This window comes from Rhodococcus sp. 05-340-2, assembly GCF_002258915.1.
Lineage (GTDB): Bacteria > Actinomycetota > Actinomycetes > Mycobacteriales > Mycobacteriaceae > Rhodococcoides.
In genome coordinates this window covers 1-16,815 of record NZ_NOYU01000042.1, presented here as the reverse complement: position 1 = coordinate 16,815, position 16,815 = coordinate 1, and the positions used below count along the sequence as shown (strand labels likewise).

The window sequence follows — 16,815 nt, the reverse complement described above, 5'->3', positions numbered from 1 at the left end:
CGAGTACCACGGGTGACGGGAGCAGCGCATGAGTGAATTCGGAACAGACGGTGCGACGGATCTTCAGGTGATCGAGGAGATTCGTGCCGCCGTGGCGGGTCGTCCGCGACTCGCCCCGGTGGCAGCTGCCGCGTCTGCTCTGGCCGCCGAGTTGGGTACTGCCCGGCCGGAGCCGATCACGCCCGATCGCGGAGCGCCACCCGGAACGGTTCCCGACGTGGACGTTCCGCAGGTGACGAAGCCGCGGATCGACCAGCCGCTCGGTGATCCACCACCGGGGGCTCCGCTCGGCGGCACGGTACCGGGGATCATCGATGCGGAGCTGGTCGACGACCTGCCTGTCGGTACCGCATACGGTTCCGGTGCGGTGAGCGCGCCGATCGGTGACTTCACCGATTCGGGGGTGCCCACGTGGGACGGTGTGCGCGACAAGGTGGAACAGCGATCGGGCACAGCCGTGGGCGCGGAGGAGTTGGACCGAGAGTCCAGGGCAGGCCGTGACCTCGACGAGCAGTGGAACGAACGCCAGGAAGCCGGCCGAAAGAAGCTCGACGAGATCCGCAGGTCCATGGGCGGACGCTGACACACCGGACCCGTTCATGAATGAGCTTGCATGATGCTGCATAATAAACCGCATGACTATTTCGGAGGCCACGCCGAGGCGCATCGCGGTGGCGGGTGCAAGTGGGTACGCCGGCGGTGAAATTCTTCGACTGCTGCTCGGGCACCCGGGAGTGCGCGACGGTTCGCTGGTCATCGGCACTCTGACCGCGGGCGGCAATGCCGGTGCGACGCTGGGTGAATTCCATCCCCATCTGTTGCCTCTCGCAGACCGAGTTCTCGCCCCGACCACCGTCGACGAACTCGCAGGGCACGACGTCGTGTTCCTGGGGCTCCCACACGGCAAGTCCGCCGAGCTCGCGCTGCAACTGCCCGAGTCCGTGGTGATCATCGATTGCGGGGCCGATTTCCGCCTCACCGACGGTGCGGCCTGGGAGAAGTACTACAAGAGTCCTCACGCGGGCAGTTGGCCGTACGGCTTGCCGGAGTTGCCGGGCTGCCGTGAGCGGTTGGTCGGTGCCACTCGCATCGCGGTTCCCGGGTGCTACCCGACGGTGTCGTCTCTCGCGCTCGCACCCGCTGTCGCCGCAGGAATCATCGAGCCGCGTGTCAATATCGTTGCCGTCAGCGGTACTTCGGGTGCAGGCCGAGCTCCCAAGGCCGATCTTCTCGGTTCGGAGGTGATGGGTTCGGTTCGGGCGTACGCGGTTGCGGGCGCGCACCGCCACACTCCTGAGATCGTGCAGAACCTCTCGGCCGTCGCCGGTAGCGCTGTTGCGGTGTCCTTCACTCCGGTTCTCGCGCCGATGCCTCGCGGAATCCTGGCCACCTGCACCGCGATCACCACCGCCACGCAGGGACAGGCCGTCGAGGTCTACGAGAAGGCGTACGCGGCAGAGCCGTTCGTGCACGTGCTTCCGGCCGGACGACTTCCGCAGACCGGTTCGGTCATCGGGTCGAACGCCGTGCAGATGAGCGTGTCGGTCGATGCGGACGCCGGCTTGCTCGTCGTGATCGCGGCCATCGACAATCTGGCCAAGGGCACGGCGGGAGCTGCAGTTCAATCCATGAATCTTGCCCTGGGAATCATCGAGACCGAGGGTCTCTCTACCGTAGGAGTAGCACCATGAGCAGCGTCGGGAGCCAGGCGGAGGCCGTCGGCATGGTTGCGGGCAAGCTCGTGCGCACGCAGGGCGTCACCTGTCCCGCGGGTTTCCGCGCCGCCGGTATTACGGCCGGTATCAAGGCAAGTGGCAAGTCCGATCTGGCCTTGGTGTTCAACGAGGGTCCCGATTTCGCTGCGGCGGGTGTCTTCACCCGAAACAAGGTCAAGGCTGCGCCGGTGCTGTGGTCGCAGCAGGTGCTCTCCACCGGACGGCTGCGCGCGGTGATTCTGAATTCCGGTGGTGCCAATGCCTGCACGGGTGCGCCCGGCTTTCAGGATTCGCACCGGACAGCCGAGGAAGTGGCGTCCGCACTGAGCAATTGGGGTTCCGAGACCGGAGCGATCGAGGTTGCCGTGTGCTCGACGGGTCTCATCGGTGATCGGCTCCCGATGGACAAACTGCTGCCCGGCGTGACCGAGGTGGTGCACGAACTCGCGGGCGGTATTTCGGGTGGTACCGACGCGGCGTACGCGATCATGACCACCGACACCGTGCCCAAGCAGGCGGCCGTTCATCATGCCGACAAATGGAACGTCGGCGGCATGGCCAAGGGTGCAGGCATGCTGGCACCGTCGTTGGCCACGATGCTCAGCGTCATCACCACCGATGCCGTCGCCACCGCAGATCAGCTGGACAAGGCGCTGCGCGCGGCGACCCGGATGTCCTACGACCGGCTCGACGTCGACGGCGCGTCCTCGACGAACGACACCGTGCTGCTGCTCTCCTCCGGGGCCAGCGGAGTGGCACCGTCGCAGGAAGAACTCGACGCCGCGGTCCTGGCGGTGTGCGACGACCTGGCCGACCAGATGATGGCCGACGCCGAGGGCGTGACCAAGCGGGTGCGGATCACCGTGTCTGGTGCGATGAGCGAGGACGACGCCCTGATCGGCGCGCGCGCGGTCGCCAGGGACTCGCTGACCAAGACGGCCCTGTTCGGGTCGGATCCCAACTGGGGTCGGGTGCTCGCGGCTATCGGTATCGCCCCGATCGAGCTCGATCCGGATCGAATTGCCGTGTCTTTCAACGGCAATCCGGTGTGCATCGACGGCGTGGGAGCGCCGGGGGCTCGGGAGGTCGATCTGTCCGGTGTCGACATCGCGGTGACCATCGATCTCGGTCTCGGCGCAGGGTCGGCCACCATTCGAACCACCGATCTCTCGCACGCGTACGTCGAAGAGAATTCGGCGTACTCGTCATGACCTCGGCCGCTCTGCAATTGACGGCCGCGCAGAAGGCCTTCACGCTCGCGGAGGCTCTGCCCTGGCTGCAGCGATTCTCGGGCAAGGTCGTCGTCGTCAAGTACGGCGGAAACGCCATGATCGACGACGATCTGAAGCGGGCCTTCGCGGCCGACATGGTATTTCTGCGCACCGTCGGAATCCATCCGGTCGTCGTTCACGGCGGCGGGCCACAGATCTCGGCCATGCTGACCAGACTCGGCCTGGCAGGTGAATTCCGCGGCGGATTCCGCGTCACCACCCCCGAGGTCATGGACGTCGCGCGGATGGTGCTGTTCGGGCAGGTCGGGCGCGAGCTCGTCGGCCTGATCAACGGCCACGGTCCCTACGCCGTGGGAATTTCCGGTGAGGATGCGCACCTGTTCACCGCGACGCGGCGCACCGTGCTGGTCGACGGCGCCGAGACCGATATCGGTCTCGTCGGCGACGTCACGTCGGTGAACCCCGAAGCGGTCTTCGATCTCATTGCGGCAGGACGTATTCCGGTGGTGTCCACCATCGCTCCCGACCGCGACGGCGTCGTCCACAACATCAACGCGGACACTGCGGCAGCGGCGCTGGCCAGTGCCATCGGTGCCGAGAAGATGGTGGTGCTCACCGATGTCGAAGGCCTGTACACGGATTGGCCCGATCGCAGCTCGTTGACCTCCGAGATCGACGCGTCCACGCTCGAGGCGTTGCTGCCCTCGCTCGACGCCGGGATGGTGCCGAAGATGGAAGCGTGCCTGCGGGCGGTTCGAGCCGGTGTTCCGTCGGCTCATGTCATCGACGGTCGCGTCGAACATTCCGTGCTGGTGGAGCTGTTCACCGGTGAGGGAATCGGCACCATGGTCACCCCCGATCACTCGTCTACGTCAGGAGTCACGCCATGACCGGCACCGAGTCCACCCTCGATCTGCAACAGCGGTGGTCGAATTCGTTGATGGACAACTACGGTGTTCCGCGCGTGGCGCTCGTCCGCGGCGAGGGTGCGGTGGTGACGGACGCCGACGGAAAGCAGTATCTGGATCTGCTCGCGGGTATCGCCGTGAACATTCTCGGACACGCCCATCCGGCGGTGATCGAGGCGGTCACCACTCAGCTGTCCACTCTCGGGCACACCTCGAATCTCTATGCGACAGAACCCGGTATCGCGTTGGCAGAGCAATTGCTCGCGCACCTCGGTGCCGGGGCCACCGGCCGGGTGTTCCTGTGCAATTCGGGAACCGAGGCCAACGAGGCGGCGTTCAAGATCGCTCGCCTGACCGGCCGCCCCAACATCGTGGCAGCCGAGAAGTCCTTTCACGGCCGGACGATGGGCGCTCTCGCACTGACCGGTCAGCCGGACAAGCGGACCCCGTTCGAGCCGATGCCTGCCGGCGTGCACCACGTTCCGTACGGCGATGTGGCCGCGCTGGAAGCCGTCGTCGATTCCGATACCGCCGCAGTGTTTCTCGAACCGATCATGGGCGAGGGCGGAGTGGTGGTTCCGCCCGAGGGATACCTCCTCGCTGCGCGCGAGATCACCGCGAAGCACGGTGCACTGCTGGTCCTGGACGAGGTGCAGACCGGTATCGGCCGAACGGGATGGTTCTACGCCCACCAGTCGGTCGGCATCGTGCCCGACATCATCACACTCGCCAAGGGCTTGGGCGGTGGCCTGCCCATCGGGGCCTGCATCGGCATCGGAGCGGCGGGGGAGTTGCTGCATCCGGGCAAGCACGGCACCACGTTCGGTGGCAATCCCGTGTGCGCGGCGGCGGCTCTGGCCGTCTTGCGCACCATTGCCGACGAGGATCTGCTCTCGCACGCGGACAGCATCGGCAAGACCATCGCGCACTCCATCGAGGGTCTGAATCACCCTCTGGTGAGCCATGTTCGGGGTTCGGGTCTTCTCCTCGGCGTGGTTCTCACCGCCGCCGTCGCGCCGGCGGCCGAAGCAGCCGCGCGCGAGGCAGGCTTCCTCCTCAACGCGGCACAGCCCGACGTGCTCCGGCTCGCACCACCGTTGATCATCACCGAAGACCAAGCCGCGTCGTTCGTGACGGCGCTACCGGCAATTCTCGACGCAGCACAGGAGGCTCATCAGCCATGACCGTTCAGCATTTCCTTCGGGACGACGACATCACGCCTGTGCAGCAGGGCGAAATCCTCGCCCTGGCAGCAGAGCTCAAGCGTGCACCGTTCTCGAAGCGTCCGCTCGAGGGTCCCAAGGGGATCGGTGTCATCTTCGAGAAGAACTCGACCCGCACCCGTTTCTCGTTCGAGATGGGCATCGCGCAGTTGGGTGGTCATGCCGTGGTGGTGACGGGCCGCGACACCCAGTTGGGTCGTGAGGAGACGCTGCAGGACACGGGGCGGGTTCTCTCGCGCTATGTCGAGGCGGTCGTGTGGCGCACGTTCGGGCAGAAGCGGCTCGAGCAGATGGCCACCGGCGCAACGATTCCGATCGTCAACGCCCTCTCCAACGAGTTCCACCCGTGCCAGGTTCTGGCGGATCTGCAGACCCTGATCGAACACAAGGGAAATCTGCAGGGGCGCACCCTGGCCTACTTCGGTGACGGTGCCAACAACATGGCGCACTCGCTGCTCATCGGCGGAGTGACGGCCGGGCTGAACGTGCGGATCGCCGCGCCCAAGGAATTTGCGCCGCTCGGCTACGTTCTCGACGCGGCGCATGCGCGTGCCGAGGAAACCGGGGCCACCATCACCATCACCGAGGACCCGGTCGAGGCCGCCGCCGGTGCCGACGCGCTCGTCACCGACACCTGGACGTCGATGGGCCAGGAGAACGACGGTCTCGATCGCGTCGCCCCGTTCCGGCCGTATCGAATCGATTCCGATCTGCTCTCGAAGGCCCAGTCGGACGCTGTCGTGCTGCACTGCCTACCGGCACATCGAGGCGAGGAGATCACCGACGAGGTGCTCGACGGTCCCCAGAGTGTGGTCTGGGACGAGGCCGAGAACCGCCTGCACGCGCAGAAGGCGCTGCTGGTGTGGCTCCTCGAACAGGCCCGACGACCATGAGCGAGGACGTCACTGCGGTGCCGTTGACCGCGTCGACCCGCGCGGGGAGGCAGGCACGGATCATCGCGTTGCTGGCCACGCATCAGGTGCGCAGTCAACCGCAGCTGGCGTCGTTGCTCGCGGCCGAGGGGATCGACACCACTCAGGCAACTCTCTCGCGGGACCTCGAGGAATTGGGTGCCGTGAAACTGCGCGCGCCGGACGGTGGAGTGGGGGTGTACGTCGTGCCCGAGGACGGCAGCCCGGTCCGGGGAGTGTCCGGCGGCACCGACCGTCTCCTGAAGTTGCTGGGGGAGTTGTTGGTGTCAACCGATCACAGCGGGAACCAGGCCGTCCTCCGCACACCACCGGGCGCGGCGCACTACCTGGCCAGCGCTCTGGATCGTGCTGCGATGCCCGAGATCGTCGGGACCATCGCCGGTGACGACACGATTCTGTTGATAGCCCGCGAGCCACATACCGGTGGCGAGGTCGCGGACAAGATCGAAAAGCTTGCTCGACGCGGTAACTGAGATGCGGTTACCCATCATGCGCAACAAGAACAACGAAGGAGCTTGAACACCATGGCCGAACGCGTCATCCTCGCCTATTCCGGCGGACTCGACACCTCCGTCGCCATCAGCTGGATCGGGAGGGAGACCGGCAAGGAGGTCGTTGCCGTCGCCATCGATCTGGGGCAGGGCGGCGAGGACATGGACGTCGTGCGCCAGCGCGCACTCGATTGCGGCGCAGTCGAATCCGTCGTCGTCGATGCCAGGAACGAGTTCGCCGACGAGTACTGCCTGCCGACGGTCCAGTCCAACGCGCTGTACATGGATCGGTACCCGCTCGTGTCGGCCATCAGCCGTCCGTTGATCGTCAAGCACCTCGTCGAGAACGCGCGGGCGCACGGCGGAACCGTTGTCGCCCACGGTTGCACGGGCAAGGGCAACGACCAGGTTCGGTTCGAGGTCGGCTTCAACACCCTCGCCCCCGAGCTCGAGGTGTTGGCACCGGTTCGCGACTACGCGTGGACGCGCGAGAAGGCGATCAAGTTCGCCGAAGAGAACGACATCCCGATCAATGTGACCACCAAGTCGCCGTTCTCGATCGACCAGAACGTCTGGGGACGCGCGGTGGAGACCGGTTTCCTCGAGGACCTGTGGAACGCGCCGACCAAGGACGTCTACGACTACACCGAGGATCCGACGGTCAACTTCCAGGCTCCTGACGAGCTCATTGTCTCGTTCGACAAGGGTCGCCCCGTCGCGATCGACGGCCGTCCGGTCTCGGTACTCGAAGCGATCCAGGAGCTCAACACTCGTGCCGGAGCGCAGGGTGTCGGCCGCTTGGACGTCGTCGAGGATCGGCTCGTCGGCATCAAGAGTCGCGAGATCTACGAGGCACCCGGTGCCATGGTGCTCATCCGCGCCCACGAGGAGCTCGAGCACGTGACCCTCGAGCGCGAGCTCGGTCGCTACAAGCGCCACACCGATCAGAAGTGGGCCGAGCTGGTGTACGACGGCCTGTGGTACTCCCCGCTCAAGGGTGCTCTCGACACGTTCGTGCAGCACACGCAGGAGCACGTCTCCGGCGACATCCGCCTGGTTCTGCACGCGGGCGGGATCATCGTCAACGGACGCCGCAGTGGTGAGTCGCTGTACGACTTCAACCTCGCCACCTACGACGAGGGCGACACGTTCGACCAGTCCGCGGCCAAGGGATTCGTTCAGCTGCACGGACTCTCGTCGAAGATCGCCGCGAAGCGGGACCTGGGCCTGTGACGAATTCGGAGACCTCGCACGGAACCAACGAGGGTTCGCTCTGGGGCGGCAGATTCGCATCGGGTCCGGCCGCAGCCATGGCGGCGTTGAGCAAGTCGACGCACTTCGACTGGGTCCTCGCGCCGTACGACATCCGCGCATCCATGGCGCACGCGCGGGTGCTGAACGGTGCCGGACTGCTCACCCCGCAGGACCTCGAGACCATGCTCGACGGTTTGCAGCGCCTCGCCGACGATGTCGCGTCGGGCGCGTTCGTGGCAGCCGAGTCGGACGAGGACGTGCACGGCGCTCTCGAACGCGGGTTGATCGACCGGGTCGGACCGGAGGTCGGTGGCCGGCTGCGCGCGGGCAGGTCGCGCAACGATCAGGTGGCCACACTGTTCCGCATGTGGCTGCGTGACGCGGTTCGCCGGGTGTCGGTCGGCGTTCTCGATGTGGTCGACGCGTTGGCCACCCAGGCAGCGGCGCATCCGACTGCCGTCATGCCGGGCAAGACGCATTCGCAGGCCGCGCAGCCGGTGTTGCTGGCGCATCATCTGCTCGCGCACACCCATCCGTTGTTGCGCGATGTGCAGCGCTTCGCAGATTTCGACACGCGAGCAGCGGTGTCCCCGTACGGTTCCGGTGCCCTCGCCGGTTCGTCACTGGGTCTGAGTCCGGAGAAGATCGCAGCCGAGCTCGGGTTCGACTCGTCCGCCGAGAACTCGATCGACGCCACGTCCTCGCGCGACTTCGCCGCCGAAGCAGCCTTCGTATTGGCGATGACGGCCGTCGATCTGTCGCGGTTCGCCGAGGAGGTCATCTCGTGGAGCACTCCCGAGTACGGCTACGTGACGTTGGCCGATGCGTGGTCCACCGGCAGTTCGATCATGCCGCAGAAGAAGAATCCGGACGTCGCGGAATTGACCCGCGGAAAGACCGGCCGATTGATCGGTAATCTGACCGGCCTGCTGGCCACGCTCAAGGCGCAGCCGTTGGCATACAACCGTGATCTCCAGGAAGACAAGGAGCCGGTGTTCGATTCGGTGGCGCAGCTCGAGCTGTTGCTGCCCGCGCTCACCGGATTGACGGCAACGCTCGAATTCCACACCGAACGGATGGCCGAGCTGGCACCGGCCGGGTTCACGCTCGCCACCGATATCGCCGAATGGATGGTGCGGCAGGGGATTGCGTTCCGCGTTGCTCACGAGGCTGCAGGAGCCTGCGTCCGGGCGGCCGAGGCGCGAGGCGTCGGGCTGGCGGATCTGACCGACGACGAGCTGGCCGCGATCGATTCGTCCCTCACTCCGGCCGTTCGTGAGGTGCTCACGGTGGAGGGTTCCATCTCGTCGCGGGATGCGCGTGGTGGCACGGCCGCTGTGCAGGTTGCGCATCAGCTCGGGGGCGTGCGGGCCACGGCCGCGACCCTGCGCGCATGGGCCGAGGAACCGGTGTTGCGGCACTGAGTGCGCAATCGATATCCATGCCGGTTTCCTCGAGTGTGATGTGAGAAGCTTTCGTCACGCGAAGATCGATGCCGGTCGTTCGTCGGGGCCGAACGCAGGAGTGTATTTGTGGGACTGAATGCAGACGCCGTACGTGGTCCACTGCGCCGTGCCATCGCCACGGCGCAGAACGGTCTCGAGGTCATCCGTCTCGGTGGTCTCGAGACCGAGGTGGATCCGTCGCCGTTTCGGGTGATGGACCGCGAGCCGATGTATCGGCTTCGGCGGTACTTCCCCGACGATGTGCCTGCCGACAGTCCTCCGGTGGTGCTCATTCCGCCGATGATGGTCTCCGCGGACGTCTACGACGTGACGACCGACCAGGGCGCTGCCGGGATCCTGCACGGCATGGGGCTGGATCCGTGGGTGGTCGACTTCGGCTCGCCGGATACAGAAGAAGGCGGGTGGGGCCGTACGCTCGCCGATCACGTCGTGGCGATCAGCGAGGTCGTCGACAAGGTGCACGAGCACACCGGCCGCGACGTCCACCTGGGTGGTTACTCCCAGGGCGGAATGTTCTGCTACCAGGCGGCCGCGTACCGAGGCGGCCGAAATCTGGCCAGTCTCATCACGTTCGGGGCTCCGGTCGACACGCTCGCCGGTCTGCCTCTCGGGATCCCGGCCGGCGTGGCCACGCGGGGAGCGGAGTTCCTGGCCGACCATGTGTTCACTCGGCTCGCTGTATCGGGGTGGATGGCGCGGACGGGATTTCAGCTACTCGATCCGGCGAAGACCGTGCGATCGCGAGTGGATTTTCTGCGTCAGCTTCACGACCGTGAGGCGCTGTTGCCGCGAGAGCCGCAGCGACGCTTTCTGGCGATGGACGGGTGGGTGGCGTGGTCCGGCCCGGCCGTTGCGGAGTTGTTGAAGCAGTTCGTCGTTCACAACCGCATGATGACCGGCGGGTTCGTCATCAAGGACAGATTGTTGACTCTGGCCGAGCTCACCGTGCCCGTGCTCGCCTTCGTCGGCGAAGTCGACGACATCGGTCAGCCGTTGGCCGTGCGCGGCATTCAGCGCGCAGCCCCCCGCGCCCAGGTGTTCGAAACCACTTTGCGTGCAGGCCATTTCGGTCTGGTTGTCGGAAGTACCGCGGCTGCACAGACCTGGCCGACGACGGGAAACTGGATTCGGTGGCGTGAGGACCTCGGACCGAAGCCGGAGGCGGTCCGCGTGATGGAGCGCGAGGGCCACGGCGATTCAGAGAGCGGTGTGTCGATCACCAATCGCCTGATCCACACCGCTGCCTCCATCGCCGAGGTGGGCGTCGGTGTCGGCCGCGGGCTGGCATCGGCGGCGACCGGCGCAGTGCGTGGAACCCGCGAGATCTCCTCCGAGGCCGTGCGCACGTTGCCGAGGCTCGCCCGCCTCGGGCAGATGCAGCCGCACAGTCGAGTCTCGTTGGGCCGCTTGATCGCCGAGCAGGGACGTAAGTCTCCGAACGGAGAGTGCTTCCTGTTCGACGACCGAGTGCACACCTACGACGCTGTCAACGTCCGCATCGACAACGTGGTGCGCGGACTGATCAGTGTCGGGGTGCGACCCGCGTCGCGCATCGGTGTGTTGATGGAGACTCGTCCCAGCGCATTGGCCGCGATGGCGGCGCTCTCGCGGATCGGGGCAGTGCCTGTTCTGCTGCAGCCGGGCAGCGACCTGACCGCAGCGCTGCGGACCGTCGACGTCGACACCGTGATCGCCGATCCGGAAAATGCTGCGGCTGCGGTCCCGGTGGCACCGAACGTTCTGGTGCTCGGCGGTGGTGAGGTTCGGCAACTCGACATCCCGGCCGGCTACGAGGTGGTCGATCTCGAGGCCATCGATCCCGACGCAGTGCGTTTGCCTCAGTGGTACGAGCCGGATCCGGGCCGTGCCCGCGAACTGGCGATGATCCTGTTCACGACGACCGATCGCGGTCTCGAACCGCGATACATCACCAATCATCGCTGGGCGTTGTCTGCATTCGGAACAGCGACGACGGCCGCGCTCGGACCCGGCGATACTGTCTATTGCCTTGCCCCGCTGCATCATTCGGCCGGAATCCTCGTCACGATCGGTGGCGCGCTCGCGGGCGGGTCGCGCATCGCACTCTCCCGTGGTCTCGAGCCGGAGCGGTTCAGCGAAGAGGTGTACCGCTACGGCGTCACCGTCGTGAGCTACACCTGGACGATGATGCGGCAGATCCTCGACGACGGCCGGTTCCCGGTCGACTCCGGCCACCCGGTGCGCCTGTTCATCGGCTCCGGTATGCCGGTGGGGCTCTGGCGACGCACGCTGGCGCGGTTCAGCCCGGCTCGGGTGCTCGAGTTCTACGCATCCACCGAGAACGACGTGATTCTGGCCAATGTGGCGGGCTCGAAGATCGGTTCCAAGGGCCGTCCGCTGCCGGGCAGCGCACGGGTGGCGCTGGCGGCCTACGACCCCATCACCGGCCGCCTCGAAGAGGACGACGACGGCTTCGTCCGGCAGTGCCGCGACGACGAGATCGGGCTGCTCCTCGGCCGACCGAGCGGAGATGGCGAAGCGACCAGTCACGTCATGCGCGGAGTGTTCGAGGCCACGGACGCCTGGATCCCCACCGAGAACCTGTTCCGTCGCGATTCCGACGGCGATTATTGGCTCGTCGACCGCAAGGACAACGTGGTGCGTTCGGCGTGCGGTCCGGTGTACACCCAGCCGATCGTCGACGCGGTGGGTGACCTGGACCAGGTCGACTCGGCCGTGGTCTACGGAGTGCGGGTGACGTCGGATCGGCCACGATCGGTGCGCGTCGAGGCGTCGGCCACCGAGGTGGCGGTCTGCGCCATCTCGCTGCAACCGGAGGCGGTGATCACCGCTCGTGCTTTGACCGACACTCTCGGAGTACTGCTTCCGGCCGAGCGTCCGGCGATCGTGCACGTGGTGACCGAAATTCCGGTGGGACGCGCGTATCGACCCAACGCGACGGCGCTGAAGCAAGCGGGCATCCCGACGCCAAGCGCTCGGTCATGGTTTTACGACTCGGAGTCGAACAGCTACCGTCGATTGACGAAAGCTGTTGTGGCCGAACGGTTCGTCGGGCGCGAGACCGCGGCCGAAAGATCGTCGTAGGAACGAGACTGCACAGAAGAAAACGGGTTCGGTAGCGTAAGCGAGTACACCACTCCGGTTCGACCGGAGCAGAGCGAAGGACACCTGTGGCAATCGATTCGACACTGCTTTCCATTCTCGCGTGCCCGGTGGACAAGGGCCCGCTGCTGTTGATCGAAGGGGAACTGCTCTACAACCCGCGACTGCGTCGCGCATATCCGATAGAGAACGGCATCCCGGTGTTGCTTGCCGACGACGCCCGCGATGTCGACGACGCCGAGCACGAGTCGATCCTGGCGCGCGCCACGTCCTAGAGCGTGCGATCGGTCACCGGGTTCGTCGACTACTGGGTTCGTCGACGCAATGTCGCGGCGGCTCCGCTCAGCGCGGCGACGGTGAACGCCGTGACCACGGCGATATCGGTCCGCATGGGCCCGGTGACTCCGGGGTACCGGGAAATCTCCTGGAGCGCGTCGACCAGGTAGCTCAGCGGCAGGACATTGCTGATCGTGCTCAACCAATTCGGCATCTGGTCGCGCGGCACCAGGAGTCCGCAGAGAAACAGCTGTGGAATCACGACGACCGGCATGAACTGGACGGCTCGAAATTCGGTGCGGGCGAATGCGCTGCACAGCAGTCCGATGGCGACCCCGAGCATCGCTCCCAGGACTGCGATCACCAGAACCCAACCGACCGAGCCCTCGATGTCGAGCCCGAGAAATTCGAACGCGACGGTGCATGCCAGTAGCGCCTGTCCGACGGCGGCCAGTGAAAAGGCGGACCCGTAGCTCGCGAGTAGGTCCAGTTTGGACATCGGAGTCGTCAGCAGGCGTTCAAGCGTTCCCGAGGTGCGTTCACGCTGCATCGAGATCGACGTGATCAGGAACATGACGACGAACGGCAGGATGCCGAGCATCGTGATCGCGATCCGATCGAACAACGACTGCTGGTTCGGCGGGGTCGGCACGTCTCGGTACAGGAAGTACAGCAACACCATCAGCAGGGACGGAACGAGCAGAACCATGGCCACCGATCGATGGTCGGCTCGCAGCTGTCGCAGGATGCGGCCGGTGCCCGCTGCGTAGATCCGCGCGTTCACGATGTCTGCTCGGTAGATCTGATGAGAGACAGGAATGCGCGATCGAGCGTCGTTTCGTTCGTGCGCTCGAGTAATGCATCGGGGCTCGACTGGGCCAGGACGACGCCGTCGCGCATCAGAACGAGACGGCCACAGTGCTCCGCCTCTTCCATCACATGGCTCGAGACCAACACCGTTGTGCCACTTGCCGCGATATCGGCGAACCGCGACCACAGCTCCGAGCGCAGCACGGGATCCAAGCCGACCGTCGGTTCGTCGAGGACGATCAGCTCGGGTTCGGCAACCAGGGCGCTGGCCAGGGAGACCCGCCCCAGTTGGCCGCCGGAGAGTTCGCCCGCCCGTGACGACGCGTGGTCGGCCAGTCCGACCGCCTCGATGGCCGACGCCACGTCCGCGCGCCGGCGGCCGTACAGCGACCCGAAGTACTGCACGTTCTCGCGAACGGTGAGATCTCGGTAGACGCTCGGTGCCTGGGTCACGTATCCGACTGTGCGGCGCAACGGTGCCGAGCCGGCCGGAGATCCGAGAACTGTCACGGTTCCGCTGTTCACGATCTGAGTGCCGACGATTGCTCGCATGAGAGTCGTCTTGCCGCAGCCCGACGGACCGAGAAGTCCGGTGATGGCACCACGAGGGATAGTCACGGACAGACTGCGCAGCACCGTTCGCTTACCGCGGCGAACCGTCAGCCCTGTGATCTCGACGGCGTGCTCACCGGTGAACGCCATATCGGCCTCCAGACTTGTCGATGTCGAAGTCATAGCCCCGTCGGCGCCGCGTGGTCAAGGGCGAAGCATCATGGGACGGATGAATGTCGCTGACTTGGAGATCGGAGAACCCGACGACGCAGCCCGACGCATCCTCGGCGGAACCGTCACCGTGGGCGACGTGTCGGTGCGCATCGTGGAAGTCGAGGCCTACGGCGGTCCGCTCGATGGTCCATGGCCGGATCCGGCCGCGCACTCCTTCCGGGGCCCGACTCCTCGTAACGAGGTGATGTTCGGTCCGGCGGGCCGGCTGTACGTATACCTGAGTTACGGCATGCACTTGTGCATGAACGTCAGCTGCGGCCCGGACGGTACGGCAGCCGCCGTGCTGCTCCGAGCGGCTGAAGTGGTGAGGGGCCACGATGTCGTCGAGACCAGGCGCGCCGGGCGCGATCCTCGGTCCGCACGGGTCGAGGCCGGTTGGGCCCGCGGGCCGGGGAATCTCGGTCGAGCCTTGGGCGTCTCGCTGGCGGACAACGGAACGGACGTGTTCGACGCGTCGTCGGCTGTCACCCTCGAACTACTCGAGCCACGACTGCACGAGAAGGCAGTTGCGTCCGGCCCACGGGTAGGGGTGAGTTCGGCGGCCGATCGTCCCTGGCGCTTCTGGTTGCTCGGGTCGCAGGCGGTGTCGAGCTACAAACGCAGTCCCCGCGCCGCCGCGCCCGGTGGCTCGGAGGCCTGAGCGCCGGCTGGATGCGTCCATGCGGGAGGATCGACGTCGTGAGTGAGAACATCATCGACGAAATGACCTGGCGTGGACTGATTGCGCAGTCCACCGATGTGGACGCGCTGAAGAAGGCCACGTCCGAGGGGCCGATCACGCTGTACTCCGGTTTCGATCCGACAGGGCCCTCGCTGCACGCAGGGCACCTCGTGCCGTTGCTGGCGCTCAAGCGTTTCCAGCGGGCCGGGCATCGCCCGATCATTCTCGCCGGCGGTGCGACGGGACTCATCGGTGACCCACGCGACGTGGGGGAGCGCACCATGAATTCCCCCGAGGTCGTCACCGAGTGGGCGTCGCGTATCCGTGGTCAGCTCGAGCGGTTCGTCGACTTGGACGAGAGCCCGACGGGTGCAGTGGTGGTGAACAATCTGTCCTGGACGGGGGAGTTGTCCGCGATCGATTTCCTTCGCGACATCGGTAAGCACTTCTCGATCAACGTGATGCTTGCTCGCGAGACGGTGAAGAACAGGCTCGAGAGCGACGGAATGTCGTACACCGAGTTCAGCTACATGCTGCTGCAGGCGAACGACTACGTGCAGCTCCGCAGGCAATACGGCTGCAGTCTTCAGATCGGCGGCTCCGACCAGTGGGGAAACATCATCGCCGGGGTGGAGCTGAATCGGCGCCAGGACGCCGAGTCGGTGCACGCCATGACGGTTCCGCTGGTCACCTCCGCCGACGGCAAGAAATTCGGCAAATCCACCGGAGGCGGCAGCCTGTGGCTCGACCCGGAGATGACGAGCCCGTACGCCTGGTACCAGTACTTCGTGAACACCGGCGATGCAGACGTCGTGAAGTACCTGCGCTGGTTCACCTTCCTGTCGAAGGACGAGTTGGCAGAACTCGAGTCGGCGACCACCGAGCGTCCGCACGCGCGTGAGGCACAGAAGCGCCTGGCCGCCGAGATGACCACGCTCGTCCACGGCGAAGCAGCGACTCGTTCGGTCGAACTCGCCAGTCAGGCACTTTTCGGGCGAGCCGAACTGACCGAACTCGACGAAAAGACGCTCGCTGCCGCGCTGCAGGAAGCATCTGTGGCGGACATCGAAGCAGGTGCACCGAACACCATCGTCGATCTGCTCGTCGCTACGGGGTTGAGCGAGAGCAAGGGCGCTGCCCGACGCGCAGTCAAGGAGGGTGGCGCATCGGTCAACAACGTCAAGATTTCCGACGAAGAATGGACGCCCGGTGCGGACGATCTCCTGCACGGCCGGTGGTTGGTTGTCCGACGCGGAAAGCGGAACTTCGCAGGCGCCCGAATCGCGGACTGAGCTTTTCGTTGTAGTCAGTGGGCGGAGTCACATCCATGTAATTTGGTTACGACGCCCGTCAGGTGGGTAAGTGACCGGTTGCGACCAGGCCGTTCACGCGAATCACGCGTGAACGACCTGGGGATTTGACGCGTTGTTATCCGGGGCGTAACTTTGTCCAGGTCAGAGCGACACGGACGCCAGCCCAGACCGCAAGGCCTGAGCGAAGCGGAGATCGCTTCCGACACCAAGAAGGAGTCAGAGCCGCGAGGTTCGACTTCTTCGCGGATGAGAAGCCAGTTTGACTGTGCTCGATCATCTGATCTAAGCTGGAACGGTTGCCCCGGACACCTACGAGCTTCAGCTCGAAGGTGAATGGTGTGTGCGTGTTCTTTGAGAACTCAACAGTGTGTCGATGAATGTCAGTGCCGAATTTATTTGGTGAAAGCATTCGATGTATCAGCCATCCGCTTGTGGTGGTTGTTGTCGGGTGTTGTTTGAAAATGCTAGTTGAGTTTTTTTGCTAGTGATTTGACTCTTTTGTCTATGACTGATTCACGGCTCTTCCTTTCGGGGGAGCGCTGTTGTTTCGAGAGTCTTTTACGGAGAGTTTGATCCTGGCTCAGGACGAACGCTGGCGGCGTGCTTAACACATGCAAGTCGAGCGGTAAGGCCTTTCGGGGTACAC

General features: G+C 65.3%; 15 protein-coding genes and 1 rRNA gene. 14 read left to right on the top strand and 2 right to left on the bottom strand.

Annotated features, from left to right (window positions below; genetic code table 11):
- Positions 1–28: 28 nt before the first annotated feature.
- From CH271_RS25240 to CH271_RS25190, 11 genes are all read left to right on the top strand, one after another.
- Complete coding sequence (locus CH271_RS25240) at positions 29–583, top strand: hypothetical protein (protein ID WP_094635390.1); 555 nt, start codon at positions 29–31, stop codon at positions 581–583.
- A 52-nt stretch (positions 584–635) separates the two neighbouring features.
- Complete coding sequence (argC, locus tag CH271_RS25235; RefSeq protein ID WP_094635389.1) at positions 636–1,691, top strand: N-acetyl-gamma-glutamyl-phosphate reductase; 1,056 nt, start codon at positions 636–638, stop codon at positions 1,689–1,691.
- 32 nt (positions 1,692–1,723) lie between these two features.
- Positions 1,724–2,926, top strand: coding sequence for a bifunctional glutamate N-acetyltransferase/amino-acid acetyltransferase ArgJ (gene argJ / locus CH271_RS25230; RefSeq protein ID WP_170946009.1), 1,203 nt, complete (start codon positions 1,724–1,726; stop codon positions 2,924–2,926).
- Entirely contained in the window at positions 2,923–3,837 is a 915-nt protein-coding gene (gene argB / locus CH271_RS25225; RefSeq protein WP_094635388.1) for an acetylglutamate kinase, read from the top strand. Before argJ ends, argB begins: the two co-directional genes overlap by 4 nt.
- Complete coding sequence (locus tag CH271_RS25220; RefSeq protein WP_094635387.1) at positions 3,834–5,039, top strand: acetylornithine transaminase; 1,206 nt, start codon at positions 3,834–3,836, stop codon at positions 5,037–5,039. The genes argB and CH271_RS25220 overlap by 4 nt, the downstream gene beginning before the upstream one ends.
- On the top strand, positions 5,036–5,971 hold the full coding sequence (gene argF / locus CH271_RS25215; RefSeq protein ID WP_094635386.1) for an ornithine carbamoyltransferase: 936 nt from the start codon (positions 5,036–5,038) through the stop codon (positions 5,969–5,971). Before CH271_RS25220 ends, argF begins: the two co-directional genes overlap by 4 nt.
- Entirely contained in the window at positions 5,968–6,483 is a 516-nt protein-coding gene (locus CH271_RS25210) for an arginine repressor (RefSeq protein WP_037192611.1), read from the top strand. Before argF ends, CH271_RS25210 begins: the two co-directional genes overlap by 4 nt.
- Before the next feature lie 51 nt (positions 6,484–6,534).
- Positions 6,535–7,734, top strand: coding sequence for an argininosuccinate synthase (locus CH271_RS25205; protein WP_094635385.1), 1,200 nt, complete (start codon positions 6,535–6,537; stop codon positions 7,732–7,734).
- Positions 7,731–9,179 carry an argininosuccinate lyase gene (argH, locus tag CH271_RS25200; RefSeq protein ID WP_094635384.1) on the top strand — a complete coding sequence of 483 codons (1,449 nt, stop codon included), beginning with the start codon at positions 7,731–7,733 and terminating at the stop codon, positions 9,177–9,179. The genes CH271_RS25205 and argH overlap by 4 nt, the downstream gene beginning before the upstream one ends.
- 108 nt (positions 9,180–9,287) lie before the next feature.
- Entirely contained in the window at positions 9,288–12,305 is a 3,018-nt protein-coding gene (locus tag CH271_RS25195) for an AMP-binding protein (RefSeq protein ID WP_094635383.1), read from the top strand.
- An 86-nt stretch (positions 12,306–12,391) separates the two neighbouring features.
- Positions 12,392–12,598 carry a Trm112 family protein gene (locus CH271_RS25190; protein ID WP_037192601.1) on the top strand — a complete coding sequence of 69 codons (207 nt, stop codon included), beginning with the start codon at positions 12,392–12,394 and terminating at the stop codon, positions 12,596–12,598.
- Between the two features lie 29 nt (positions 12,599–12,627).
- On the opposite strand, the gene CH271_RS25185 is transcribed toward CH271_RS25190, so the two are convergent.
- Both CH271_RS25185 and CH271_RS25180 read right to left on the bottom strand, forming a co-directional pair.
- Positions 12,628–13,383 carry an ABC transporter permease gene (locus CH271_RS25185; RefSeq protein WP_094635382.1) on the bottom strand — a complete coding sequence of 252 codons (756 nt, stop codon included), beginning with the start codon at positions 13,381–13,383 and terminating at the stop codon, positions 12,628–12,630.
- Complete coding sequence (locus CH271_RS25180) at positions 13,380–14,111, bottom strand: ABC transporter ATP-binding protein (RefSeq protein WP_037192597.1); 732 nt, start codon at positions 14,109–14,111, stop codon at positions 13,380–13,382. The genes CH271_RS25185 and CH271_RS25180 overlap by 4 nt, the downstream gene beginning before the upstream one ends.
- Positions 14,112–14,190: 79 nt before the next feature.
- On the opposite strand from CH271_RS25180, the gene CH271_RS25175 reads away from it, so the two are divergent.
- The 3 genes from CH271_RS25175 to CH271_RS25165 all read left to right on the top strand — a co-directional run.
- The gene (locus CH271_RS25175; protein ID WP_094635380.1) at positions 14,191–14,835 is read left to right on the top strand and encodes a DNA-3-methyladenine glycosylase; all 645 of its coding nucleotides are present in this window, start codon (positions 14,191–14,193) and stop codon (positions 14,833–14,835) included.
- Positions 14,836–14,873: 38 nt separating this feature from the next.
- Positions 14,874–16,148 (top strand): tyrosine--tRNA ligase, encoded by a 1,275-nt coding sequence (tyrS, locus tag CH271_RS25170; RefSeq protein ID WP_094635379.1) that lies wholly within the window; start codon positions 14,874–14,876, stop codon positions 16,146–16,148.
- 578 nt (positions 16,149–16,726) lie between these two features.
- A 16S ribosomal RNA gene (locus CH271_RS25165) occupies positions 16,727–16,815 on the top strand; the annotation flags it as partial.